This is a genomic window from Tenacibaculum sp. ZH5_bin.1 (assembly GCF_042865525.1).
Classification (GTDB): domain Bacteria; phylum Bacteroidota; class Bacteroidia; order Flavobacteriales; family Flavobacteriaceae; genus Polaribacter; species Polaribacter mesophilus.
In genome coordinates, this window is sequence record NZ_JBEGIO010000001.1 from 626,779 (window position 1) to 651,913 (window position 25,135).

Consider the following 25,135-nt stretch of genomic DNA (forward strand, 5'->3'; position numbering starts at 1 on the left):
TTATGCCCTTACAAAATATAAACCCAAGAAAGACAAATGCTTGGGAGAAGTTAATAAAACATTTTAATGAAGCGAAAAATTATGAGCTAAAAGAACTGTTTCGTAAGAATAAAAACAGAAAAGATAATTTTTCTATTTTGTTAGATGAATTAAGTGTTGATTATTCTAAAAATAGAATAACTCAAGAAACAATCGACTTATTAATTTCTTTAGCAGAAGAAGTCGAATTAAAAGATGCTATTGAAAAATATTTTTCAGGAGACAAAATTAATGCTACGGAAAACAGAGCAGTATTGCATACAGCTTTAAGAAGTAGTACAGACCTACCCGTTTTTGTAGGAGGAAAAGATGTAAAGCCTAAAATTAAAACAGCTTTACGAAAAATGAAAGCTTTTAGTAATAAAGTTATTTCAGGAAAATGGAAAGGGTACACAGGGAAGTCAATAACAGATGTTGTTAATATAGGTATTGGAGGGTCTGACTTAGGTCCAAAAATGGTTACAGAAGCATTACAGTTTTACAAGAATAAACTGAACATACATTTTGTGTCAAACATTGATGGAGACCATGTCTCAGAAATTCTTAAAAAAATAAACCCAGAAACAACACTTTTTATAATAGTTTCCAAAAGTTTTACAACACAGGAAACAATTAATAATGCTAATACAATAAGAGATTGGTTTTTAAAACATGCAACTGTTTTTGATGTTTCTAAACATTTCGTTGCAGTCTCTTGCAATACTGAAGCTGTTGATAGTTTTGGGATTGATAAAAAAAATATATTTCCAATGTGGGATTGGGTTGGCGGACGCTTTTCTCTCTGGTCAACCGTAGGTTTATCAATCTCTCTGTCTATAGGGTTTGAAAATTTTAAAGAATTATTAAAAGGAGCCGAAAAAATGGATGACCATTTTAAAACTGCTGACTTTAATAAAAATATACCAGTTGTCTTAGCTCTTTTAAGTATTTGGTATAATAATTTCTTCGATTCTGAAACCGAAATGGTATTGCCATATAGTGAATACTTAGAAAAACTTCCACCATATTTACAACAAGCGGTGATGGAAAGTAATGGTAAAGATGTTGATAGAAATGGAAATAAAGTTGATTATCAAACAGGAACAATTGTTTGGGGTGGAACAGGTGTAAATTCTCAACATGCCTTTATGCAATTATTACATCATGGAACTAAGTTAATACCTGTTGATTTTATTGGATTTAAAAAATCATTACATGGTTTAGAGGAGCATCAAGAGAGGTTATTAGCTAATTATTATGCGCAACAAGAAGCACTTGCATTTGGTAGAACAAAAGAAGAAGCACACTTGGATTTAAAAGCAAAAGGTCAGTTAAGTCAAGTAAATACACTTTTACCTTACAAAGTATTTAAGGGGAATCGCCCTAGTAATTCTATAGTTTTTAAAAAACTAACTCCTTATTCTTTAGGAATGCTTTTAGCTATATATGAACACAAAATTTTTACTCAAGGAGTTATATGGAATATATTTTCATACGATCAATTTGGTGTAGAATTAGGAAAAGAACTAGCTCAAAAAAAACTTACAAACGATTAAGCTCTAGTTAATCGTATCTCTTATACTTTTTTTAACTTATATATAGATTTTGTTAACGATAACTTTAGGGGTTAAATTGTTGTTGTTCAGTTTTTAGAGTCTTTTTTTAGATATGGCAAGATCTTAATTTCTTGTTAAAACTTAACATTAAGTTAATATTAGCACTAATGAAAAGCAGGATATTTGCACCTGCATTTAATAACAATTAGATTAAAAAATGAAAACATTTAAAAATGTATTACTTGTAGCTTTGTTCTTTGTAACGGCTACGGTTTTAGGTCAAACAAAAATTACTGGTACAGTAGTTGACGAAATGGGGGAACCATTGCCAGGAGCTAATGTTGTAGTAAAAGGGACTACAAACGGATCTGCTACTGATTTCAATGGAAAGTTTATGCTAAACGCTAGTTCTAATTCAGGAATAGTAATAGTGTCATTTGTTGGGTATACTAACAAAGAAGTGTCTTTTTCAGGAGGGTCAGACCTAGGAAATATCGCTTTGGAACCATCTAACACTTTAGATGAAATTGTAATTATTGGTAAAGGAGTTATCGATTTAGCAGGGGGCAGGAAAACACCAGTTGCTGTTTCTACAATTAAGGCAGCAGAAATCCAAAAGAAGATAGGAACACAAGATGTTACTATGGCTTTAGTAAATACTCCTTCGGTATATGTTGCAGGTCACTCAGGAGGTTTTGGAGATTCAAGAATTTCCGTACGTGGATTTGATCAAACAAATACGGCGTTCTTATTAAACGGACAACCAATTAACGGTATGGAAGATGGTAAGATGTATTGGTCTAACTGGTCAGGAGTTAACGATATTGCTTCTGCAATACAGATTCAGAGAGGTTTAGGAGCTTCTAAATTAGCTATTTCTTCTGTTGGTGGTACAATGAACTTTGTAACTAAAACAACTGACAAGAAGGAAGGAGGATATTTTTATGCTGGTACAGCAAACGATAATTACTACAAGGTATCTGCTGTTTACAACACAGGTATGAGTGAAAGTGGATGGGGAACAAGTGTAATGCTTTCTCATTGGCAAGGAGATGGGTACTTTGATGGTACTAAAGGTCAAGGTCAAACTTATTTTATCTCTGTTGGTTATAAGCCAAATGATAAGCATAGTTTTAACTTCTTACTTACAGGAGCACCACAATGGCATGATCAAAATTTTGCTCAAAGTATTGAAACTTACTTAGATAAAGGAGTGAAATATAATAATAACTGGGGTACTTATAATGGTAAGTACATGACAGAGAGAAGAAACTTTTATCATAAGCCAGTTCTAAACTTAAACTGGGATTATAAAATATCAGAAGTGTCAAATTTATCTACTGTTTTATACGCTTCATTTGGTAGAGGTGGAGGAACAGGAAATAGAGGAGCTAGACAAAGAACTGCTGAGGGGCTTATAGATTATGATGCAATTTATGCAAATAACGCTGCTGCGGGAGGTGTAGGAATGTTTGGTAATGATACTTATATTACTAGGTCATCAGTTAACAATCATGCGTGGTATGGTTTAGTATCAAACTTCGAACATGATATTAATGATAATCTTACTTTCAATATAGGAGCTGATCTTAGAACATATTATGGAACTCACTTTAGGCAAGTAGCTGATTTTCATGGTTTAGACTCTTGGACTGAAGATAGAGATTTAAAAGATAATACTCACAATAGAGTTGGTCCTACTGTAGCTGTTACAGCTACTGAAAGCTTTGGTACTAACCCTTGGTCTGCAATGTTTAACGGAGCTGAGGAGAATCAGAGAATTGATTATGATAATAGTGAGAGAATTACTTACGGAGGAGTGTTTACTCAACTTGAATACTCAAATGATAATATGTCTGCTTTCTTTCAAGGAGCTATCTCTAATCAACAACACCAAAGATTTGATAGATACGATTATTTACCAGAGCATGAAGAATCTAAGAAAATTAACAACTTAGGCTATAATTTAAAGGCAGGACTTGGTTTTAAAATGTCTGAAAAAGGATCTTTCTACTTTAATACAGGTTATTACTCACGTCAACCTTACCATGATAATATTTTTAATAACTATGATAATTCTATCAATCCAAGTTCCCAAAATGAAGATATTTTTGGTTTAGAAATGGGGTATAGCTTTAAATCAGAATTCTTTAGTGCAAATGTTAACTTGTATAACACTATCTGGAAAAATAGAGTTGAAGCAACATCACGTTTAAGTGGTGGTGTTCTTACAACTACTGAAACAACAGGTCAAAGTCAGTATCATAAAGGAATTGAATTAGATTTTGTAGCTAAGCCATTACAACAATTAGATGTTAGAGGTTTTGTTTCATTAGGTGATTGGATATATTCAGGAGAGGTTACAACTAGAACATTAGATGAAGATAGAAATGTAACTGGAGCTAGTACAGTTGTAGATGTAGATGGAGGTAAAGTAGGTGATGCAGCACAGTTCACACTAGGTCTTGGTTTTGACTATTCTATTACAGAAAATTTAAGTATAGATTCAGATTATAGATTCTATGATAAATTATACGCCAACGTTGGTGCGGTTAAAGAAAACTTAGAGTTACCTTCTTATGGTTTATTAGATGCAGGAGTGTCTTATAAATTAAGATTAGGTGAAGGAACTAAATCTTTAGACTTTAGAGCAAACGTTAATAATGTTTTAGATAAAGAATATCTTACAGAATTAAGAACTAACAATCCAGTTGGAGCGGGAACAACTAATACATATAAAGGTATTGATACTAGTAACCAAGGTTATTTTGGTATGGGTACTACATGGAACTTCTCAGTAAGATATAACTTCTAATTATTTCAAATTAGAAATAAATTGAAAACCACCTCAAAAGAGGTGGTTTTTTTATGCAGAAAATTCAGTACTTTTACAAGTACAAAAAATTAACAAATCATGATGAAAAATTTGCACTCTTATTGGGCATATATTGTATTAGCAGTTTTAATATTTACGGTAGTAAATGCTATTATAGGCTTAGTACAAAAAAAAGAATTTACCCATAAAGAGTTCCGTTTAGGTTTATTTACTTTAATCACAACTCATATTCAATTATTAATAGGCTTAGGATGGTATTTTATGTCTCCTTGGTATCAAGCATTAAAAGCTAATGGAGGAGAGGTGATGAAAGAACCAGCAGCAAGATTATTGGCAATTGAACACCCATTAACTATGATTATTGCTATAGTGTTAATTACGATAGGATGGTCTAAACATAAAAAACAAGTAAAAAGCGAAGCCAAGTTTAAAACCTTTGCTATCTTTTACGGATTAGCGTTGTTATTAATTCTCTCAAGAATTCCTTGGAATAATTGGTTTTAAGATAAAATTATAGTCCCGCTTCCGCGGGATTTTCTATTTTTGCGGACTAGTAAAGTTTTAATAATGAAATCGGTATGTTTTTGTAACGGTTTTAGTTAGTAAAAAAAGAAACTAGTAAACAACAAAACAACTAAATAGAATGAAGGTTTTAAGTTATATTTTATCATCAATCTTTGCATTGGTGTTTTTTTCTTTACTATTAATATTTCATCCAATACAGTGGTTGGGGTTAAAACTTTTTGGTCAAGAAGGACATCAAAAGGTAGTAAATATCATGAATTGGTTCCTAATAAAATCTTTATTGATTTTAGGAATTCGTGTTCAGTTTGAAAATAAACATGAGTTACCAGAAAATACTACCTTAATTTTTGTAGCTAATCATCAAAGTACATTTGATATTCCGCCAATAATTTGGTACCTTAGAAAACACTACCCAAAATTTGTATCAAAAAAAGAGCTAGGGAAAGGAATTCCCAGTATCTCTTTCAATTTAAAATATGGAGGAGCTGCTTTAATTGACAGGAAAGATCCTAAGCAAGCCTTATCTGAATTAGGCAAGTTCGCCAAACGAATTAATAAAAATAAATGGTCTGCCGCGATTTTTCCGGAAGGAACAAGAAGTAGAACAGGAAAACCAAAGGTATTCTCTGTAAATGGGCTTAAAATGATAGCTAAATACAATCCACAAGCTTATATCGTTCCGTTATCAATAAATAATTCGTGGAAAGTATTTAAATACGGAAAATTTCCATTAGGAATAGGAAGTCCTATAAAGATCCAGACTCATGAACCTATAAAAGTAGATAGCTTACCGTTTGATGAGTTAATTACCAAAGTGGAAACAACAGTTAAATCTGGAATACACTAAAAACAAACAACAATAAATATAACCCTTAAATTTTATTATGTCATTACAAAACATACGAAAGGAAGTAATGCAAACGCTGGAAAAAAATATAGACAGTTTTGTAGACAAATTCTTAATGCCAATTGAAAAAATTTGGCAACCAACCGATTTTTTACCTAATTCTCAAAAAGATTCTTTTATCGATGAAGTAAAAGAAATTCAAGAAATTTCAAAGGAGCTTGACGATGATTTTTGGGTGGTTTTAGTAGGTGACACAATCACTGAAGAAGCTTTACCAACCTATGAATCATGGTTGTTAGATTTAGATGGAGTAACACAACAACCAGACAATGGTTGGGCAAAATGGATTCGTGCTTGGACAGCTGAAGAAAATCGTCATGGAGATGTGTTAAATAAGTATTTATATCTTTCAGGAAGAGTAAATATGCGTGAGGTAGAAGTATCTACACAGCATTTAATTGCTGATGGATTTGATATCGGTACAGCAACAGATCCGTATAAAAACTTTGTCTACACTAGTTTTCAAGAGCTAGCAACGTATATTTCGCACTTAAATGTAGCAAAAATAGCGAAAAAGAAAGGGCACAAAGCTTTGGCAAAAATGTCTCGAATTATTGCGGGAGATGAAATGCGTCATCACCTAGCGTATACAGAGTTTGTAAAGGAAATCTTCAAGATTGACCCAAGTGAAATGATGTTGGCATTTCAACACATGATGAAACACAAAATAGTTATGCCTGCAATGCATTTAAGAGAATCATTTGGGGAGAAAGGAAGTCTGTTTGACGATTTTTCAACCGTTGCGCAACGAATAGGTGTATACACCGGCTTTGACTATGTTGATATTGTGAGAAAACTAAATGAAGCTTGGGAAATAGATAAGATTACTAATTTAACTCCAGAAGCAGAAAAAGCACGAGATTTCTTAATGAAGTTACCAGATAGAATGTATCGAATCACAGAACGTATTGTAGTACCAGATACTAAGTTCAATTTTAAATGGATGATTCCTGCATAAACTGATTAAGTAGCGTCATTACGAACGGTAGTGAAGTAATCTTCTGGTTTATGGTTATTCTACAAACAGATTACTTCGTCATAAACTCCTCGTAATGACGTTATTTTTTAATAACAAAGGCATCTCTGTCATCTAAAAAACAAAAACGCTTGCGTGTTTCTATTTGTTTATCTTTATCTAACTCAACAATTAATATTTCCTCAGTTCCTTGGTTATTTTTAGCTAAACAATTGCCTAGAGTATCGTAACAAACCGTATTTCCAATATATTCATAACCGTTAGCGTCTACACCTACTCTATTTACTCCAATCGTATAACTCATATTTTCAATAGCACGCGCTTTTAATAAGCTGTCCCATGCTTCAATACGCGGTTTAGGCCAACTTGCCACATAGAGTAATAAATCGTAATTTTCAGTATTTCTGGCCCATACAGGAAAACGTAAATCATAACATATCAACGGATAAATTCTCCATCCTTTATAGTCAATTATAATTCTTTCAGTTCCTGCAGAAAATACTTCATGTTCGCCTGCCAGCGTAAACGTATGTTTTTTGTTATACGAATCTATTTTTCCTGAAGGATGCACAAACAACAAACGATTGTAAAAACAATCATTTTCACGAATAACAATACTGCCTACAATAGCTGTGGATTTTTTTTGAGCCAAATATTGTAGCCATTGAACAGTTTCACCCTCCATAGTTTCAGCAACAGTTGAAGCATTCATAGTAAAGCCAGTAGTAAACATTTCTGGTAAAACGACTAAATCAATTTCATCTGACAAACTATTGATTTTTTTTTTAAATCGTTTTCTGTTTTCTGTTGGATTTTCCCAAACCAAATCCGATTGAATCAAAGCTACTTTTAAAGTATTCGTTGTGTTCATAATCATATATTGTCTGTACTATCAAAAGTAGGATAAAAATTGTACTTTGCTTACAAGAAAACCAAGGTATGCAGTCTTTTATCTCAGAAACGTTAGATACTATTTTACAAAACACCAAATCGTTTGAAAATGTTGTGTTTATATTGCCTTCACAAAGGGCAGGAGTTTTTGTAAAAGAAACGTTTAAAAAGAAAATTTCAGCAGGTTTTTTACCAGAGATTATCAATATTGGTGATTTTGTTGAAGAAATTTCAGAAATGAAAAAGGTAGACTCCGTCCAGCTCCTTTTTCATTTTTATACAATTTATAAAAAACAAGAAGAAGCCCCAGATTCTTTTGATGTGTTTTCATCATGGGCATTTACGGTGTTGCAAGATTTTAATGAGATCGATCAGCATTTGATTAACACACGAGAAATATTTGTGTATTTGCGAGACATTCATCGCTTACGAAAATGGTCAGTAAAGGGAGAGTTTCAAGAAACTGAACTGATGAAAGATCATTTTGCTTTCATGGAAAAGTTGAATAAATATTACGATGCTTTTTATCAGTTTTTACTTGAAAATAATATCGGATACCAAGGGGTTTTATATAGAGAATCAACTAAAAAAGTAACGGATTTTATCCATAGAAATCAACAGAAAAAATACTTTTTTATCGGGTTCAATGCATTAAATGCAGCGGAAGAGTTCTTGTTTGAACAATTTTTATTAAACGGAAAAGCAGAAGTTTATTGGGATATTGATAAAACGTTTTACGAAAGTCAACACCAAGCAGGAAGCTTTTTAAGGAAGTACAAAACTCGATGGAAGTATTATCAGCAGCACCCAATTCAAACTATTAAAGAATATTTTTCTGAAAAGAAACATATTGAGGTTATCGGAGCTTCAAAAAACATCACGCAGATAAAATATGCAGGAGAGATTTTAGCTAAACTTCCTAATTACAACAATACAGCATTGGTTTTGGCAGATGAAACTTTGTTGCCAATTACCTTAAATTCATTACCCGCAACTGTAAATGCAGTTAACATTACAATGGGATACCCTTTAAAAGATGTGCCTACTACAAGTTTAGTATTTGCTATTTTCCACCTATTTATAAATCAAGAAAAGTTAGAAAAGAAGAAAGAAAATCTTTTTTATCATAAAGATGTAATTCGATTAGTAAAAGATACCACCATTTATCGATTATTACAGATTGATGAGCAAACTAATATAGCCGATACACTTTCAGAAGCGATTGCTAAAGAAAACAATACGTTTGTTGGTCAAGAAGAGGTTGTAACATTTTTGTCTGTTGTAAGTGAAGAAATAAAGAAAACTATAACGACAATTTTTAATCCGTTAGTATCAATTAGTGAGTTTTTAAACAGAATTATAGAGTTAATTAACTTGTTGAAGGAAAATACTAACGAGTTAGAAAAAGAGTACTTATTCCGATTTTATACTGCATTTACTCAGTTACAAAACTTGCATAATGAGTTTGGTTATGTACAAGATTTAAAAACCTTACATCAGTTTTTTAGACAACTAATACAATCGGAAAGTTTATCATTTCAAGGAGAACCTTTACAAGGGTTGCAGTTAATGGGAGTATTAGAAACACGTGTATTAGATTTTGAAAATGTTATTATAACTTCTGTGAATGAAGGAGTTTTGCCTGCCAATCAGCAACAAAACACGTTTATTCCTTTTGATGTAAAGATTGAATTTGGGTTGCCAACCTACAGAGAAAAAGATGCGCTATTCTCCTACCATTTTTTCCGATTGTTACAACGTGCTAAAAACATTTACATTTTGTACAATACAGAGCATGATGTATTTGGAAGCGGAGAAAAAAGTCGTTTTGTAACGCAGTTAGAAATGATGCGAGACGATATTACCGAAAAAATAGTTAGTCCTAAAGTAGTAACATCGCCTGTTCAATTAAAAGAAATTCAGAAGGATGAAAAAGTTCTTGAACGCTTACAAGAATTAGCTCAAAAAGGGATTTCTCCATCAGCATTAACCAATTATTTGTACAATCCGATTGCCTTTTACAAACAGAAAATTTTAAAAATTAATGAACTAGACGACGTTGAAGAAACAGTTGCTGCAAATACGATGGGGACTGTTGTGCATGATACCTTAGAAGAATTATATAAACCCTTTGAAGGAAAATATTTGCAATTAGGAGATGTTGAAAATATGCAGAAGAAAACCAAAGAACTCGTAACTTTTTATTTTTCAAAACATTTTAAAAACGGAGATTTAACTACAGGAAAGAATCGATTAATTTTTGAAGTTGCAAATCGTTTTGTAGAGAATTTTTTACTAAAGGAAAAACAATTGCTGAAAGATGAGAATAACCAACTAAAAATAATTGCTACTGAGCAGGAATTGTCTTCAGAAATAAAGGTTGAAGGAATTGATTTTCCAATAAAAATAAAAGGAATTGTCGATCGAATTGATGAACTCAACGGTGTTACTAGAATTATTGATTATAAAACAGGAATGGTTGATAGCACGAACTTAAAAGTACTCGACTTTGAAGTGATACGCGATTTAAAATACCACAAAGCCATTCAGGTAATGTTATATGCGTTTTTATATACTCAACACACACAATTTAATTTTGAGAAACGATTGGCAGCAGGAATTATCTCCTTCAAAAACTTAAAAAGTGGCTTTTTACAGATGAATTTCTCATCTAATTATCGAAAACCTGATAACGCTATTACAGAAGAAAGATTAGAAGAATTTATAGCAGAAATAAAGAATCTGTTAACGGAATTATACGACCCGACAATCAATTTTATTGAGCCTACCGATTTACCTTATTAAATCTTTAAATAAACAATTTTCCAATCTTGGTCGTTACTTGTGTAGGTTTTTAAAGTTCTAAAACCAATCGCTTTATGTGCATTGATAGATCGAGTGTTTTTCTTATCAATTTCAGTAATGATAGAATCGTATATTTCAGAGAATTCTTCTTTCATTTTAGTATATAAACCTCTAAAAATTCCCTTTCCTCGGTAATGCTTGTCTATACAAACTTGCCCCATTAAAATATAAGGTTTAGCACCCTCTGAAGTAGTGTCTATTTCATCAAACATAGGAATGAGAATAGGGATGTCATTTCTGAAAATTTTAGACATGGATAAAGCATAACCAACAACAAGTCCGTTACTTTTTGCAATAATATGCGGATGTACATCATTCATTTTTTGCAGTAATTCCAAATCATGATGAACGGTAACAAAACCTTGTTCTTTTTTGTCTATTTCTGATAAATTATCAGGCAAGTTCTGTTGTTGCAACTTCAATATTTGAAGCAATTCTGTTTGATTAGAAGCTGTGGTAAACTCAATCATAATTTTAAAAATAGTGGAGCATATCGGAGTCGAACCGATGACCTTTTGACTGCCAGTCAAACGCTCTAGCCAACTGAGCTAATGCCCCAATAAAGATTGTTATGCATTTACATTATTAGAAATGACTTATTACCAAATATAGTGTTTTTAAGGGTGCGCATTCACCCAAACTCCACCATCTTCAAAAAATTCTTTTTTCCAAATAGGAACTGCTTCTTTTAAGGTATCTATAGCATATTGGCAAGCTTCAAAAGCCGCTTTTCTATGTGGAGAAGAAACAGTAATAATTACAGGAACATCACCAATCGTTAACAAGCCTTCCGCATGGTGAATAGCAATTTTTGTTACACTAAACTTTCCCAAAGCAGCATTCGCAATTTTTTGCATTTCCTTAATTGCCATGGGCTTGTAGGTAGAAAAATCTAGTTGAGTTACTTTTTTGTTTTGTGTAGCATTTCTTACAGTACCTACAAAAACAGCGATTCCACCACAAGAGGGATTAGCTACAAAATCGTAACATTCTTGTAAATTAAGTTTTTCAGAAGTTATTTTTATAGATGTTGTGTTCATATTAATAAGCATGTAAGTTTAACAAAGATATAAGATTGAAAGCTCAAAAAGAATAGAAACCAATCAGATTTAAATAATTATTTTTGTTTGCAGAAACAGAACACAACTTAAAATGAAAACATTGAACGATTTCAATTTCGAAAATAAAAAAGCATTAATTCGCGTAGATTTTAATGTGCCTTTAAACGATAGTTTTGAAGTAACAGACGATACAAGAATCCAAGCAGCAAAACCAACGATTATTAAAATATTAGAAGATGGTGGTAGCTGTGTGTTAATGTCGCATTTAGGGCGTCCGAAAGGAAAAGAAGATCAATTTTCGTTACGTCATATTGTTAGCAAGGTAACAGAAGTGTTAGGTGTACAAGTGAAGTTTGTTGATGATTGTATTGGTTCAGTAGTTGAAGAAGCAGTAACTAATTTAAAAAGCGGAGAAGTTTTATTGTTAGAAAACTTACGTTTTTATACAGAAGAAAAAGCGGGAGATGTTGCTTTTGCTGAACAATTAGCCAAATGGGGAGATGCGTATGTAAATGATGCTTTTGGTACAGCACACAGAGCACATGCATCTACTGCGATTATCGCACAATTTTTTCCAGAAAATAAATGCTTCGGAAATTTATTAGCAACTGAGATTGAAAGCATCGATAAGGTATTAAACAATTCAGAGAAACCAGTGACCGCTATTTTAGGAGGGGCGAAAGTGTCGTCTAAAATTGGTGTGATTGAAAATATTATTGAAAAAGTAGATCACATTATTGTTGGTGGTGGTATGACGTTTACGTTTATCAAAGCTTTAGGAGGTAAGATAGGAAACTCATTAGTTGAAGAGGATAAATTAGAGTTAGCATTAGAAATTTTAGCGAAAGCAAAAGAGAATAATACAGAAATCCATTTACCAGTAGATGCTGTTATTGCAGATGCTTTTTCAAACGATGCGAATACGCAAGTAGTAGATACAAACGAAATTCCTGATGGATGGATGGGATTAGATTGTGGATCTAAAACTGTTGAAAAGTTTGCTGAAGTTATCGCAAAATCAAAAACAATTTTATGGAATGGTCCTTTAGGAGTTTTTGAAATGGAAAAGTTTGCACAAGGAACCATTGGTTTAGGACATGCTATTGAAGAAGCAACTAAAAATGGAGCGTTCTCACTTGTAGGTGGTGGAGATTCGGTTGCTGCGGTAAAACAATTCGGATTTGCTGATAAAGTGAGTTATGTATCTACAGGTGGAGGAGCAATGTTAGAAATGCTAGAAGGACAAACCTTACCAGGAATTGAAGCTATTTTAAAATAATTCGTCATTTCGAGTGTTAGCGAGAAATCTCATAAAGGAGTAACTTTTTAAATTAAAGATTTCTCAATTGTACCTCTTTCGAAATGATCATTGGTTTACAGTAAATCTTTAATAATTACAGAATAAATGAAATACACAACACTACCCAATACCGATGTAAAAGTTTCTAAAATTTGTTTAGGAACAATGACATGGGGTCGACAGAATACTGAAGCAGAAGGTCATGAACAAATGGATTACGCCTTAGAGAAAGGGGTAAACTTTTTTGATACCGCAGAATTGTATTCTGTACCAGCAACACCAGAAACATACGGAGCAACAGAAAAAATTATTGGTTCTTGGTTTAAGAAAACAGGAAACAGAGAAAAAGTAGTGTTAGCGTCTAAAATTGCTGGAGGAGGCGATTACACAGCTCATATTAGAACAGGTGGCTTCAATAGAAAAAATATATCAGAAGCTATAGAAGGTAGCTTGAAACGGTTACAAACAGATTACATCGATTTATATCAATTGCATTGGCCAGATCGTGGAGTAAACTGTTTTGGAGTACGTGATTATCCGTATAAAACTTCTGCAGAAGAAGCTGAAAAGTATTTAGAGATTTTAGAAACTTTGAATGACTTCGTAAAACAAGGAAAGATAAAACATGTAGGTTTGTCTAACGAAACTCCTTGGGGAACGATGAAATATCTGCAAACAGCAGAACAGCATGGTTTACCAAGAATGGTTACGATTCAAAACTCGTACTCGTTAATTCATAGAGGATATGAAGTGGGAATGTCTGAGGTTTCTATGAGAGAAAATATTGGCTTACTGGCTTACTCTCCTTTAGCACAAGGAGTATTAACAGGAAAATATATTGATGGAAAAACTCCAGAGGGAGCGAGAGGAACCTTATTTCCAAGGTTTATCGCTAGATATAAAAATGAAGGTTCAGAAAAAGCGGTTTTAGAGTATCAAAAAATAGCCAATAAATATGGGTTGACGTTAACGGAATTATCGTTGGCGTATATTAATCAGTTACCATTTGTAACGAGTAATATTATTGGAGCTACTAAAATGAGTCAGTTAAAAGAGAATATCAATTCTATTAATATTGAACTGTCTGATGAGATTTTAGCAGAGATTGAAGCGGTGCATACAATGATTCCTAATCCAGCACCGTAATGTAAATAGAATTAAGACAAAAAAATCCGAAGTAATCTTACTTCGGATTTTTTATTTTTTGTTTAAAACTATTCATCAACTATTTTAAAAGAAGAAGCTTTAAATCGGTTATTTTCGATTTTTCCAATAACTTCTGCTTTTCTAACTACATTACAAAAACCGATATTTTTATCATGGGCATCACCATAATCATCTATGTGTGCACCATCAATAAAATAGGCTTGTCCATCTATTTTTACAGCTAAATCACACCCATGTTGGCTGTCTAAACCAAACTTACATTGACCGCATGAAGCTTCTGCTATTTGTGTTTTTTCTTTTGAGGTACTGCAGGAAGCGATTCCTAAGAATACTAAAATTAATAATTTTTTCATGTTATGAATTTGTGAAAATAAGCATAAAAACCCAGAATATATATTCTGGGTTTAGTTATTATATTTGAATTTCCTAGCTTTCTTCTTCACCTACAAGTTCTCCTTGTGTGGTTACAGAGCCAGTAGTTGCGTTTCCATATACAGGAGTTTCATTTCTTAGAATGTCAATTACTCTAGCAAAATTATCTGCTGTCATATATGGAGTTTCCTGTCTTTTCCCCTGAAATGTCGTAAAGTAAAACTTACCCAAATCAATTTTAGGATCCCATAAAGCTTGATATTCTTTTAGTTTTGTCCATCCTGTTGTTCCTTGTGCATAATGTGGCATAATATGTTAGTTTGAGGTTAATAGTAGTGTAAAGCTATCAAAAAACACAACTAACAAAGGTTACCTATTCCCCGTTTTTCATAGGGGATATACTCCTAATTTTTTAAGGATAAAATGACTTATTTACTAGATGATATAATTAGTATCCTATTTTTCCTCTAACTCTCTGTAGCACATCTTTGGCAATTAAACGAGCTTTTTCTGCTCCTACAGCTAAAGCTTCGTCAATTTCATGACGGTTTTCCATATAGTGACTATACTTAGCACGTACATCATCAAATTTGTCTAGAATTAATTCATAAAGAGCTTGTTTTGCATGTCCGTAGCCATACCCTCCATTTTCATAATTAGCACGCATTTGAGCTATTTGTTCTTCCGAAGCTAACAATTTATATATAGCAAAAACATTGTCACTATCTGGATCTTTTGGATCTTCTAACGCTTTACTATCTGTTTGAATAGCCATAATCTGCTTACGTAACTTTTTGTCTGGTAAGAAAATATTGATGAAGTTATTTCGAGATTTACTCATTTTTTCACCATCAGCACCAGGTACTAGTTTTGTGTTTTCATTTATCTTGGCTTGAGGTGGAACTAAGGTTTCACCAACTATGTTATTAAATCTGTTAGCAACATCACGCGTCATTTCTAAATGCTGTAACTGATCTTTTCCTACTGGAACAATTTCAGCATCATACAATAAAATATCCGCAGCCATTAACATTGGATACGTAAATAAACCAGCATTAACATCTGCTAAACGATCAGCTTTATCTTTAAATCCGTGTGCTAAGGTTAAACGTTGGTACGGAAAAAAGCAGCTTAAATACCAAGTTAATTCAGTAACCTCAGGAATGTCACTTTGACGATAAAAAACAGTTTTATTAATATCAATACCACAAGCAAGCCAAGTAGCTGCAACACTATAAGTGTTTTCGCGCAATTCATTTCCATCTTTAATTTGGGTTAAAGAGTGCATATCTGCAATAAATATAAATGATTCGTTTTTAGAATCATTAGCCATTTCAATTGCAGGTAAAATTGCTCCTAATAAATTTCCTAAATGTGGGGTTCCTGTACTTTGTACTCCTGTTAAAATTCTTGACATAAGTCTGTTTTGAAATATTATTAATAAGTGCTTGCTTAAGTCAACAAAAATAAGCTTAAAATTTATCAAACAAAAGAAATTACTACTTTCGCATTTTAAGTGGGTTTGGGTTTTAAAACTCCCTAAAAAGAGAAAAAGAAATATAAGGTTAATTGGTCAATTATAAATTAAAAAATTTGAAATACATATATTTTCCTATTCGTTTTATTTGGCGTGTTTGGTTTTATACGTTAATAGTAGTTTCAATACTAATAATGTTACCTTTTTTACTAGTTTTAACTTCAGATGAGAAGTATTACCCTACTTTTTGGAAAATGGTTAGAGTTTGGGCTTTCTTTTTAATTTATGGAATGGGATTTCGATTAAATATAGAAAGAGAACAGGAAATAAACTGTAATGAGAGTTACATGTTTTGTAGTAATCATGCATCATTTATTGATCCGTGGGTGTTAATAGCAATGAGTAAAAATCCAATAGTTTTTGTAGGGAAGAAAGAATTAGCAAAATTTCCAATTTTTGGTTTTTTTTATAAAAAAGTCGTTATTGTAGTTGATAGGAGTGATTTAGAAAGTAGAAAAAAAGTATATGAAGAAGCCAATAAGAGATTAAAAAATGGAACAAGTATTGCTATTTTTCCTGAAGGTTTAGTGCCAACAGAAGATGTAGTTTTAGCACCTTTTAAAAATGGAGCATTCAGTTTGGCTATTGAGCATCAAATACCTATTGTACCTCAAGTTTATTATGACGGGAAGCGTTTATTTTCATGGGATTTCTTTAAAGGGTCACCAGGTGTACTACGAGTAAAACAATGTAAATTCATAGAGACAAAAAATTTAATTACTCAAGATAAGAACAAGTTAAGGGAGCAGACTTATAATATAATATACAATGAATTAATTAATGATGAGTTGTATATGAAAGACACAAATCGTTCCATTCATGAAAGAAAGTTTAAATAACCATTACAGCAAAAAAGAGGAAAGATTAAACATACTTACTCATGGTTTTGGGCTATTATTAAGTATTATAGCCTTACCTTTTCTGGTACATAAATCATTCAATTACGATGGCTTATGGCAGATGGTCAGTTTTTTAATTTATGGATTTAGTTTAATAATTCTATATGCAGCATCTACCTTTTATCATGCAGCTAAAAAACCTAAGCTAAGACGAAAACTAAATATTTTTGATCATGCAGCTATTTATGTGTTAATAGCAGGAACTTATACTCCCTTTTGTCTGGTTACTTTGTCAGGAGAATTAGGTTGGTATATGTTTATCTTTGTTTGGGTGTTTGCATTTATAGGTGTTATATTAAAATTCTTTTTTACAGGGAAGTTTGATAGGCTTTCTACAGCATTGTATTTATTAATGGGTTGGCAAGTAGTTTTTTTGATAAAACCATTAATGGAAAGGTTGCATGAAGATGGGGTAATGTATCTTTTTCTTGGAGGTGTTTTTTATACCGTTGGAGCTATCTTCTATTCTATAAAAAAATTGAGCTATAATCACGCAACATTTCATGTTTTTGTTTTGCTTGGAAGTTTATCTCATTTCACATGTGTTTTGTTTTTTATTTAGTTTTAATGTTAAAAAAATAAATAAAAAATCATTTTAAAGTTAAATTTATATTAATTGGTAATTTATTATTTATATTGGTTACTATTGTATTAATTTAATTTGTTTTGTAGTTGTAGGTTTGTTAAGTAATTTAAAATCAATCAATTATGAAACAAAAAAATATTTTGTTCCCCTTCTTCTTTTTGTTGTTTTTCTGTGTTGAGGTTATGTTGGCTCAAGACTGTAAAGTTACAATTGAAAATCAAAAGGTATTTTCAAAATACCCTGAATCAAAGAAAGAGTTTGAGAGGTTCAACCACTACACAAAAAAAGTAGTTAGTAAAAAGCAAATTTCGCAATCAAATAGAGCGGGAGAAACGTACATCATTCCAGTAGTAGTACATGTTTATGGTGCTACTCAGCATGGATTAACTGTAACTTACGATAAGATAAAAGTAGCATTAGATAAGTTAAATGAAGATTTTAATGGACTAAATGATGACTTTAATACGGTAGACCCTGTTTTTTCTGGTAGAAGAGGTACACTTAGTATACGGTTTGCATTAGCTAAGATAGATCCTAATGGAGGGAGCACTAATGGTGTTGTATTCCACCCAGAAAAGGCTGGTTATGGGAATGGAGGTGGTTATGATGCTCAAATAGCTGCAGATGCCTGGGATAATTATAAGTACATGAATGTATATATTATGGGAGACTTATATGCAGATGGAAGTTCGACAAACTCAGGAGTTGCATGGTATCCTAACACAGCAATGTCTAATAATAATACAGCAAGAGTAGTTTATAATGGACGTTATATTCATGGAAATACCAATAAAGAGTTTGCATCAGTATTAACCCATGAGTTTGGTCACTGGTTAAATCTTATTCATACATTTGAAGGGGGTTGTAATGATCCCAATGGAGATTATGTAGATGATACTCCAAAAGAAGACACTAACTCAGGAGATGATGGTTGTAATGTTGGTGCGAGTGATTGTGGTAATTTAATTAACTATGAAAACTATATGGGCTATGATTCCGCATCAGGTTGTGCAAAAATGTTTACACAAGGACAAATAAATAGAATGTTAGTAGCATTAGATCATCCAGCTCGTAAACCCTTATGGCAACCATCTAACTTAGTAGCTACAGGAGTTAATTTGTCAGGAGGTTCACTTGTGGTAGATAATAATAAAGTTGAAGAAGCACTAACAAATAACGGTACAATTGTTAATGAGGTAAAGCACATTACATTAGAGGGAGGAACATTTGCTGTTGGATCTGGAAACCTGTCTCTTGGTACTCATTTTGACTTAAATCTTCCACAAGGAATATCAGCACAAATTTCGGTAGTTAATAACAGAAAGTTAAGTGTAAATTTTACAGGTAAAGCTCTGAACCATGTAAAAGCAAATAATTCAACTGGAATTATAACATTTAAAGATGCTGCAATTTCGGGAGGTACAACAGCCTTAAACTCAAATAAAGTAGCTTTTGAGTTTAGTTTTTATGACCCTTACAAAATAGTATATGTAGATAACCAGGATTATACCGCGAACTCAGGTAGTACTTGGACGTTTTTTAGGATAGAAGGAGCAGAAAATGATAATGCTTTCGGAACTTTTTTTGAAAACAACGCACTAAAATTGGAAACGTATCAAAAAGCGTTGGTATGTCAACCAGGAACAAGAAACCCAATACCATTAACACTCGATACTGAAATTAACCAGCAAAGTTCATGGGTGTCAGGAGGGGCTTACCCCGATTTGCATGTGATTAGAGATGTAAATTATACAGCTTGGGATGGTAAAACGGCATATATAGGGTTTCAATTTCAACTATATCCAGGAAAGTTAAATTATGGGTGGTTTAGAGTACAAGTGAATAATAATGGTTCTTCCTATTCACTTCTAGATTATGCGTATAGTACAGAACCCTATGGAAAAATTAAAGCAGGAAGTAAAGTTTATGGAGGTCAACCAACGTGTAATGATGGTATTCAAAATGGAGATGAAACTGGTGTTGATTGTGGAGGTACTTGTGAGCCATGTAACGTAGCTATTACTTACTGTGATTCTAATGGTAAAAATGCTAACGATGAATTTATTAGTAGAGTACAATTACATACAATAGATAATAGTTCTTCTAGTTCAAGCAATGGGTATGCTGATTATACAGCTTCTATATCTACTAATTTATTAAGGGGAGATAGTTATTCAGTAACAATAACTCCGAGTTGGAGAACAACAAAATATTCTGAAGGTTATAGTGTTTGGATTGATTATAATAAAAATGGAGATTTTACAGATCCAGGTGAACTGGTTTGGAGTAAATCAGCGTCTAAAGATAATATAGTTTCTGGACAATTTACTGTGCCTAACTCGGCAGTATTAGGAGATACTAGAATGAGGGTCTCAATGAAGTATAATGGTATAGCAACATCTTGTGAGTCTTTTAGTTATGGAGAGGTTGAGGATTATAAAATAATAATATCTGAGAATTCTTTGCCAACATGTAATGATGGTGTTCAAAACGGTGATGAAACTGGTGTTGATTGTGGAGGTTCATGTTTGCCTTGTGATACAACAGATAATATTGTATATGTTGATATAGATGACCTTACAGTCAGATCAAATGATACTTGGAAATTTTTTAGAATCGAATCAGGTGATGATACAGATTATGGTGCTTGGTATACAGGTAATACTTTACGATTAGTAACTTACGGTAAAGAATTGGTATGTAATGGAGTGAGTAATGAAGTGTCGTATTTAGAAGAAGGAGTAGTAATTGGAAGTTCAAGTAATTTCGTAACAGATTCACATAGTTTTTTAGTTAGTTCTTCTGATTATACTCTATGGAATGGAAAAACAGGATTTATAGGTTTTTCTTTTAAAATAAATGGAAATACACATTATGGATGGTTTCATGTTTCAGTAGCAAGTAATGGGCAATCTTACACACTAACAGATTATGCCTATAATAAAGCGGCAAACTTGCCAATTACAACCGTAAATAGAATTGGAGCTGTTGGAGCTCGTTATAATGAGTTAAGTAAAAATGTTACGCTTTATGCTGCTCCAAACCCTTTTGAATCACAAACAAAAATTAACCTTTCAGGTTTTTCTAAAAAAGAGGATATACAATTACATGTATACGATTTATTGGGGAGACATATTTATACTGAAAAGGTTAACTCCTCCTCAACATATGTAGTGATTGATGAAAGCATCTTAAAAAAAGAGGGGATGTATTTGTTGAAAATACAATCAGGAGAAGAAATAAAAACACTTAGTATTTTAAAAAAATAAAAAGATTATTAAAATAAAAAATGGTAAAATCATCTATTTTTAGATGATTTTACCATTTTTTATAGGGTAATTTACTTAGGTTAGAATTATAGTATTTAGCATCTCCAGTAACTTCCTTACCTAACCACTCAGGTTTTGTAAAACTTTCATTTTCATTTTCTAACTCAACTTCAGCAATAAGCAATCCATCATTATCCCCTAAAAATTCATCTACTTCAAAAATATGATTGTCAATTTTTACTAAATATCTATATTTCTCAATACTACCTTTTTCACATAAATCAAAAAGACTCTCAGCTTCTTTCTTATCAATTTCTTTTTCCCATTCAAATCGAGTAGTTCCATTAGCACTTGATGCCCCTTTGATAGTTAAAAAACCAGTATTATCTTTTAAGCGAACTCGTACTACTCTTTTTTTATCTGAATTTAAAAAACCTTGTTTTATGTAGTTTTTTTGAAAAGCTTCTTGTTTAAAGTCTGTAGATTTTACCAAGAATTTTCGCTCTATCTCTGTTGCCATACTAAAGGAATCAATTTTACACGAATGTACTATTTTTGTTGGTATTATTGGTATATCTTTGATTAATGATTTTAATAGTTAAACTTGGTTAAATGGCAGTAGTTACTACAAAAGCCATTGTTTTGAGCTCTCTTAAATATGGAGATACTAGTTTGATAGTAAAATGTTTTACTTTACAAGAAGGAGTAAAATCGTACATGATAAAAGGAGTGCTAAAATCAAAAAAAGGAAAGTTAAAACCTGCGCACTTTCAACCATTAACACAGCTAAACCTTACGGCAAACCATAGTAATAAAAGCTCATTGCATTCTATTAAAGAAGTGCAAGTGATTCATCCTTATGAAACTATTTATACTTCTGTTGTTAAGCAAACAATTGTATTATTTTTATCTGAAGTGTTATCATATATTCTACAAGAAGAGGAAGAAAATAATCCTTTATACAGTTATATTGAAACTTCTATAATTTGGTTAGATACACATAATGAGGTTGCAAACTTTCATTTACTATTTTTATTAAATTTATCTAGGTATTTAGGTTTTTATCCAGATACAACCAATATTGATAAAACAGCATTTAATTTGTTAGAAGGAGGTTTTACTGATACGGAATATGAAAAGCTAACTCTATCGGGAAAAAAATTACTTCTTTTTAAAGGTATATTAGGCATAAATTTTGATGCAATAAATTCAATTTCTTATTCAAAAAAAGAAAGACAAATTATTCTCCGAATTATAGTTCAATATTATGAATTACATTTGGAAGGATTTAGAAAACCTAAATCATTAGATGTTTTAGAAACCGTGTTTAATTAATATGAAAAACATAATTACTGTATTTTTTTTACTTTTAACTGTTACAATCTTTTCTCAAACTATTACTGTAATTGATTCTGAAACAGGAAAACCTGTAGAAGCTGTGGCAGTTTTTAATAAAAACAAAACAACATCTGCAATAAGTAATGAATTAGGTAAAATTGATGTTTCTAATTTTAAAAAAAATGAATTGCTTACGTTTGCTCATGTATCTTATGCTGGATACCAAGAAAAAATATCTGTAATAAAAAAGAATAATTACCACGTATATTTATCAAAAAACTCAGAACAGTTAGATGAGGTAGTTGTTTCTGTTTTTAAGAACAGAGAAAAAACCAACCGTATAGCAGAGCAAATAGCAGTGGTGTCTTCAAAAGAAATAGAAAAACTATCTCCACAGACTTCAGCAGATTTATTAGCGAGTGTACCTGGAATTAAAGTTCAAAAATCACAATTTGGAGGAGGGAGTCCTGTTTTACGTGGAATGGAAAGTAATCGAGTTCTTTTGGTGGTTGACGGTGTTCGTATGAATAATGCAATTTATAGAAAAGGACACTTACAAAACTCAATTACAGTAGCTCCAAACTTATTAGATAGAACAGAGGTTGTTTTTGGTCCGTCATCAGTAATTTATGGTTCAGATGCATTAGGTGGTGTAATTCACTACTATACTAAAACCCCGAAGTTATCAGAAAAAGGAAGTGAAATTAAAGGAAATACATTTTTAAGATATAGTTCAGCAAACAATGAAATAACTAATGTAGCTTCTGCTGAATTAAGATTTAAAAAATGGGCGTCTTTTACAAGTGTAGCTCATAGTAATTTTGGAGATTTAAAGATGGGAGAAAACCGTTCTCATGGTTTTGAAAATTGGGGTAAATTGCCTTTTTACTCTAACAATACTAATACTTTTTATAACGAGACACCGGTTGTTAATTCTAATCAAAACTTACAAAGAAATACAGGCTATAGTCAAACAGATGTATTACAAAAGTTTTATGTTCCTTTTTCAAAAAACACAGACTTTAAACTAAACTTACAGTATTCAACCTCTTCAAACATTCCTCGTATTGATAAGTTAACAGAGTTAAAAAATGGAAATTTAAAGTTTGCTGAATGGTATTATGGTCCACAAGAACGTTTGTTAGTATCTCCACAGTTAATTATAAATCCTAAGAAAAAATGGATGGATAATGGAACTATTACTTTAGCATACCAAAATATAAAAGAAAGTCGCATACAAAGAAAGTTTGGAAGCTTAGATAGGTCTTACAGAGAAGAAAAAGTTGATGTTTTTAGTTTAAATGGAGACTTTACAATACCCTTAGCTAAAAGAAGGAATTTAGGGTATGGAGTAGAAGTTACTTACAATGATGTAGCATCAAACTCTTACGGAAAAACATTACGTGTTAATGGTAATAAAATTGTTGGTTTTGATAATGACTTTACTGTACAATCTCGATATCCTGATGGAGGAAGCAGTTACTTAAGTTCAGCTTTTTATGTAGATTATCGTCAAGATATCAATGATAAATCAACATTAAATACAGGAATTAGAGGCACTAATACAATATTGAAAGCAAAATGGTTAGATGAAACGTTTATAGATATTCCTCAAAATGATATAAGGCTAGATAATCAATCGCTAACAGCAACGATAGGGTATGTATATAAGCCAAATAAAACTTGGCAATTAAACACGGTGTTATCCTCTGGATTTAGATCACCAAATATTGATGATGTAGGAAAAATAAGAGAGAAGAACGGTAAGGTAACTATACCGAATACAAGTTTAAAACCAGAACATGCATACAATGCTGAAATTGGAGCTCAAAAATATTTTAACAATAGAAAATTTAGGGTTGGGGCAAATGTGTATTACACTTTGTTGAATAATTACATTTATAGAGAAAATTTTGAACTAAATGGAAGTTCAACTATTGAGTATGACGGAGAAGACGGAGCTATTGTAGCTAATGTTAATAAAGGAACAGCTTATGTTACGGGTGCTACAGTTAGTTATCAAGGAAAGTTACATAGAAATTGGAATACTTCAGGATTTGTTACTTATACGTATGGAAAAACTTATGATACCAACGAGCCAATGTCGTCTATTCCTCCATTATTTGGTCGTTTTGATGTAAGTTATGTAAGCAAGAAGTTAGAAGGTGGAGCCAACTTAGTTTTTAATGCAAAAAAAGATATTTCAGATTATAATATAACTGAGGGTATTGATAACCATGAACAAACACCAATTGTAAATGCAGATGCGACTGAGGATATTGATAAATACTACGGAAGCCCTAGTTGGATGACTGTTGGGTTGTATGGGAAATATCAGTTCACAAAAAACATTGCTTTGCAAGCGCAATTGTCTAATTTGTTTGATGAACATTATAAAGAATTTGCTTCAGGGGTTTCAGCTGCAGGACGTAATATTTCAGTATCTTTGCTAACCAATTTTTAAGTGAAAATCCAAATGATTAATTTTTTCAGATTAGTAAGTTTATTAGAAGGGATATCTTATATTTTATTACTTTTTATTGCTGTGCCAATTAAATATTTACAAGGAAATCCAGAGTATGTTAAAATGCTTGGTATGCCTCATGGATTACTATTTGTTGGCTATATTGTATTAGCTATTATGTTAAAGTACGAGCTAAATTGGAATGGTAAAACTTTCGGAATCGTTTGTTTATTGTCTATTCTACCTTTCGGAACATTTTTCGTTGGAAAATACTTAAAAAAGGCTAAGGCTTAATAGTTTCTTTTATTAGGAAGAAAATAATTATCCTCCACTTACTGGAGGAATAATTGCGATTACATCATTCTCTTTTATTAGTATGTTGTCAGTAGCGTAACTTTCGTTAATAGCTACCGCATACGAACTCATTTTTTGTAGTTCAGGGAATTCTGCCACAAGAAATTTTTTAAAACTAGCAACCGTACTTTTGTTAGGTAGTTCAATTTCTAATGAAGAATTATCAACTAAATCTGTTGATATACCGAAAAATAGTAGAGTTATTTTCATATAA

General features: G+C 32.0%; 22 protein-coding genes and 1 tRNA gene. 14 read left to right on the plus strand and 9 right to left on the minus strand.

Annotation, left to right across the window (positions count from 1 at the left end):
* Positions 1-2 precede the first annotated feature (2 nt).
* The 5 genes from pgi to ABHQ57_RS02875 all read left to right on the plus strand — a co-directional run bounded on the left by pgi (position 3) and on the right by ABHQ57_RS02875 (position 6,800).
* The gene (gene pgi / locus ABHQ57_RS02855; protein WP_159508861.1) at positions 3-1,574 is read left to right on the plus strand and encodes a glucose-6-phosphate isomerase; all 1,572 of its coding nucleotides are present in this window, start codon (positions 3-5) and stop codon (positions 1,572-1,574) included.
* Positions 1,575-1,791: 217 nt separating this feature from the next.
* Positions 1,792-4,389 carry a carboxypeptidase-like regulatory domain-containing protein gene (locus tag ABHQ57_RS02860; protein ID WP_047787927.1) on the plus strand — a complete coding sequence of 866 codons (2,598 nt, stop codon included), beginning with the start codon at positions 1,792-1,794 and terminating at the stop codon, positions 4,387-4,389.
* Positions 4,390-4,491: 102 nt separating this feature from the next.
* Complete coding sequence (locus ABHQ57_RS02865) at positions 4,492-4,914, plus strand: hypothetical protein (RefSeq protein ID WP_047787926.1); 423 nt, start codon at positions 4,492-4,494, stop codon at positions 4,912-4,914.
* A gap of 139 nt (positions 4,915-5,053) precedes the next feature.
* Entirely contained in the window at positions 5,054-5,782 is a 729-nt protein-coding gene (locus ABHQ57_RS02870; protein WP_389862220.1) for a lysophospholipid acyltransferase family protein, read from the plus strand.
* Positions 5,783-5,819: 37 nt separating this feature from the next.
* Positions 5,820-6,800: an acyl-ACP desaturase gene (locus ABHQ57_RS02875; protein ID WP_047787924.1), complete on the plus strand. Its 981-nt coding sequence runs from the start codon at positions 5,820-5,822 to the stop codon at positions 6,798-6,800.
* A 100-nt stretch (positions 6,801-6,900) separates the two neighbouring features.
* On the opposite strand, the gene ABHQ57_RS02880 is transcribed toward ABHQ57_RS02875, so the two are convergent.
* On the minus strand, positions 6,901-7,689 hold the full coding sequence (locus tag ABHQ57_RS02880; RefSeq protein WP_281980117.1) for an amidohydrolase: 789 nt from the start codon (positions 7,687-7,689) through the stop codon (positions 6,901-6,903).
* Positions 7,690-7,757: 68 nt separating this feature from the next.
* On the opposite strand from ABHQ57_RS02880, the gene ABHQ57_RS02885 reads away from it, so the two are divergent.
* Positions 7,758-10,514: a PD-(D/E)XK nuclease family protein gene (locus tag ABHQ57_RS02885; RefSeq protein WP_389862222.1), complete on the plus strand. Its 2,757-nt coding sequence runs from the start codon at positions 7,758-7,760 to the stop codon at positions 10,512-10,514.
* On the opposite strand, the gene ABHQ57_RS02890 is transcribed toward ABHQ57_RS02885, so the two are convergent.
* The 3 genes from ABHQ57_RS02890 to ABHQ57_RS02900 form a co-directional block, all read right to left on the minus strand.
* On the minus strand, positions 10,511-11,044 hold the full coding sequence (locus tag ABHQ57_RS02890; RefSeq protein WP_389862225.1) for a GNAT family N-acetyltransferase: 534 nt from the start codon (positions 11,042-11,044) through the stop codon (positions 10,511-10,513). The two genes, ABHQ57_RS02885 and ABHQ57_RS02890, sit on opposite strands and share 4 nt — an antisense overlap.
* 14 nt (positions 11,045-11,058) lie before the next feature.
* Positions 11,059-11,132 (minus strand) — tRNA-Ala (locus ABHQ57_RS02895).
* Positions 11,133-11,191: 59 nt separating this feature from the next.
* Positions 11,192-11,614: a molybdenum cofactor biosynthesis protein MoaE gene (locus ABHQ57_RS02900; RefSeq protein ID WP_389862228.1), complete on the minus strand. Its 423-nt coding sequence runs from the start codon at positions 11,612-11,614 to the stop codon at positions 11,192-11,194.
* A 112-nt stretch (positions 11,615-11,726) separates the two neighbouring features.
* On the opposite strand from ABHQ57_RS02900, the gene ABHQ57_RS02905 reads away from it, so the two are divergent.
* Both ABHQ57_RS02905 and ABHQ57_RS02910 read left to right on the plus strand, forming a co-directional pair.
* On the plus strand, positions 11,727-12,914 hold the full coding sequence (locus ABHQ57_RS02905) for a phosphoglycerate kinase (RefSeq protein ID WP_047787919.1): 1,188 nt from the start codon (positions 11,727-11,729) through the stop codon (positions 12,912-12,914).
* 126 nt (positions 12,915-13,040) lie between these two features.
* Complete coding sequence (locus ABHQ57_RS02910) at positions 13,041-14,081, plus strand: NADP(H)-dependent aldo-keto reductase (protein ID WP_389862232.1); 1,041 nt, start codon at positions 13,041-13,043, stop codon at positions 14,079-14,081.
* A 68-nt stretch (positions 14,082-14,149) separates the two neighbouring features.
* On the opposite strand, the gene ABHQ57_RS02915 is transcribed toward ABHQ57_RS02910, so the two are convergent.
* The 3 genes from ABHQ57_RS02915 to trpS form a co-directional block, all read right to left on the minus strand.
* Positions 14,150-14,455 carry a DUF6370 family protein gene (locus tag ABHQ57_RS02915; RefSeq protein ID WP_389862235.1) on the minus strand — a complete coding sequence of 102 codons (306 nt, stop codon included), beginning with the start codon at positions 14,453-14,455 and terminating at the stop codon, positions 14,150-14,152.
* A gap of 73 nt (positions 14,456-14,528) precedes the next feature.
* Complete coding sequence (locus ABHQ57_RS02920) at positions 14,529-14,783, minus strand: hypothetical protein (RefSeq protein ID WP_047787916.1); 255 nt, start codon at positions 14,781-14,783, stop codon at positions 14,529-14,531.
* A gap of 139 nt (positions 14,784-14,922) precedes the next feature.
* Positions 14,923-15,891, minus strand: coding sequence for a tryptophan--tRNA ligase (trpS, locus tag ABHQ57_RS02925; RefSeq protein ID WP_281980111.1), 969 nt, complete (start codon positions 15,889-15,891; stop codon positions 14,923-14,925).
* Between the two features lie 176 nt (positions 15,892-16,067).
* On the opposite strand from trpS, the gene ABHQ57_RS02930 reads away from it, so the two are divergent.
* The 3 genes from ABHQ57_RS02930 (at position 16,068) to ABHQ57_RS02940 (ending at position 20,765) form a co-directional block, all read left to right on the plus strand.
* A complete protein-coding gene (locus ABHQ57_RS02930) occupies positions 16,068-16,850 on the plus strand; it encodes a lysophospholipid acyltransferase family protein (RefSeq protein ID WP_389862239.1) in 783 nt (260 codons plus the stop codon).
* Positions 16,831-17,472, plus strand: a complete 642-nt coding sequence (locus ABHQ57_RS02935; protein ID WP_389862242.1) for a hemolysin III family protein — start codon at positions 16,831-16,833, stop codon at positions 17,470-17,472. Before ABHQ57_RS02930 ends, ABHQ57_RS02935 begins: the two co-directional genes overlap by 20 nt.
* A 146-nt stretch (positions 17,473-17,618) precedes the next feature.
* Positions 17,619-20,765: a M43 family zinc metalloprotease gene (locus tag ABHQ57_RS02940; protein ID WP_389862245.1), complete on the plus strand. Its 3,147-nt coding sequence runs from the start codon at positions 17,619-17,621 to the stop codon at positions 20,763-20,765.
* A gap of 49 nt (positions 20,766-20,814) precedes the next feature.
* On the opposite strand, the gene ABHQ57_RS02945 is transcribed toward ABHQ57_RS02940, so the two are convergent.
* A complete protein-coding gene (locus ABHQ57_RS02945) occupies positions 20,815-21,285 on the minus strand; it encodes a CYTH domain-containing protein (RefSeq protein ID WP_073182265.1) in 471 nt (156 codons plus the stop codon).
* A gap of 92 nt (positions 21,286-21,377) precedes the next feature.
* Between ABHQ57_RS02945 and recO the strand changes: the two genes are divergently transcribed.
* From recO to ABHQ57_RS02960, 3 genes are read left to right on the plus strand one after another with little or no spacing between them, the layout of a single operon-like run.
* The gene (gene recO, locus ABHQ57_RS02950) at positions 21,378-22,100 is read left to right on the plus strand and encodes a DNA repair protein RecO (protein ID WP_159611031.1); all 723 of its coding nucleotides are present in this window, start codon (positions 21,378-21,380) and stop codon (positions 22,098-22,100) included.
* A 1-nt stretch (position 22,101) separates the two neighbouring features.
* Positions 22,102-24,567: a TonB-dependent receptor domain-containing protein gene (locus ABHQ57_RS02955; RefSeq protein ID WP_389862248.1), complete on the plus strand. Its 2,466-nt coding sequence runs from the start codon at positions 22,102-22,104 to the stop codon at positions 24,565-24,567.
* Positions 24,568-24,579: 12 nt separating this feature from the next.
* Entirely contained in the window at positions 24,580-24,861 is a 282-nt protein-coding gene (locus ABHQ57_RS02960; RefSeq protein ID WP_253679386.1) for a DUF3817 domain-containing protein, read from the plus strand.
* Between the two features lie 27 nt (positions 24,862-24,888).
* On the opposite strand, the gene moaD is transcribed toward ABHQ57_RS02960, so the two are convergent.
* Entirely contained in the window at positions 24,889-25,131 is a 243-nt protein-coding gene (gene moaD / locus ABHQ57_RS02965) for a molybdopterin converting factor subunit 1 (protein ID WP_124587700.1), read from the minus strand.
* Between the last annotated feature and the right edge of the window lie 4 nt (positions 25,132-25,135).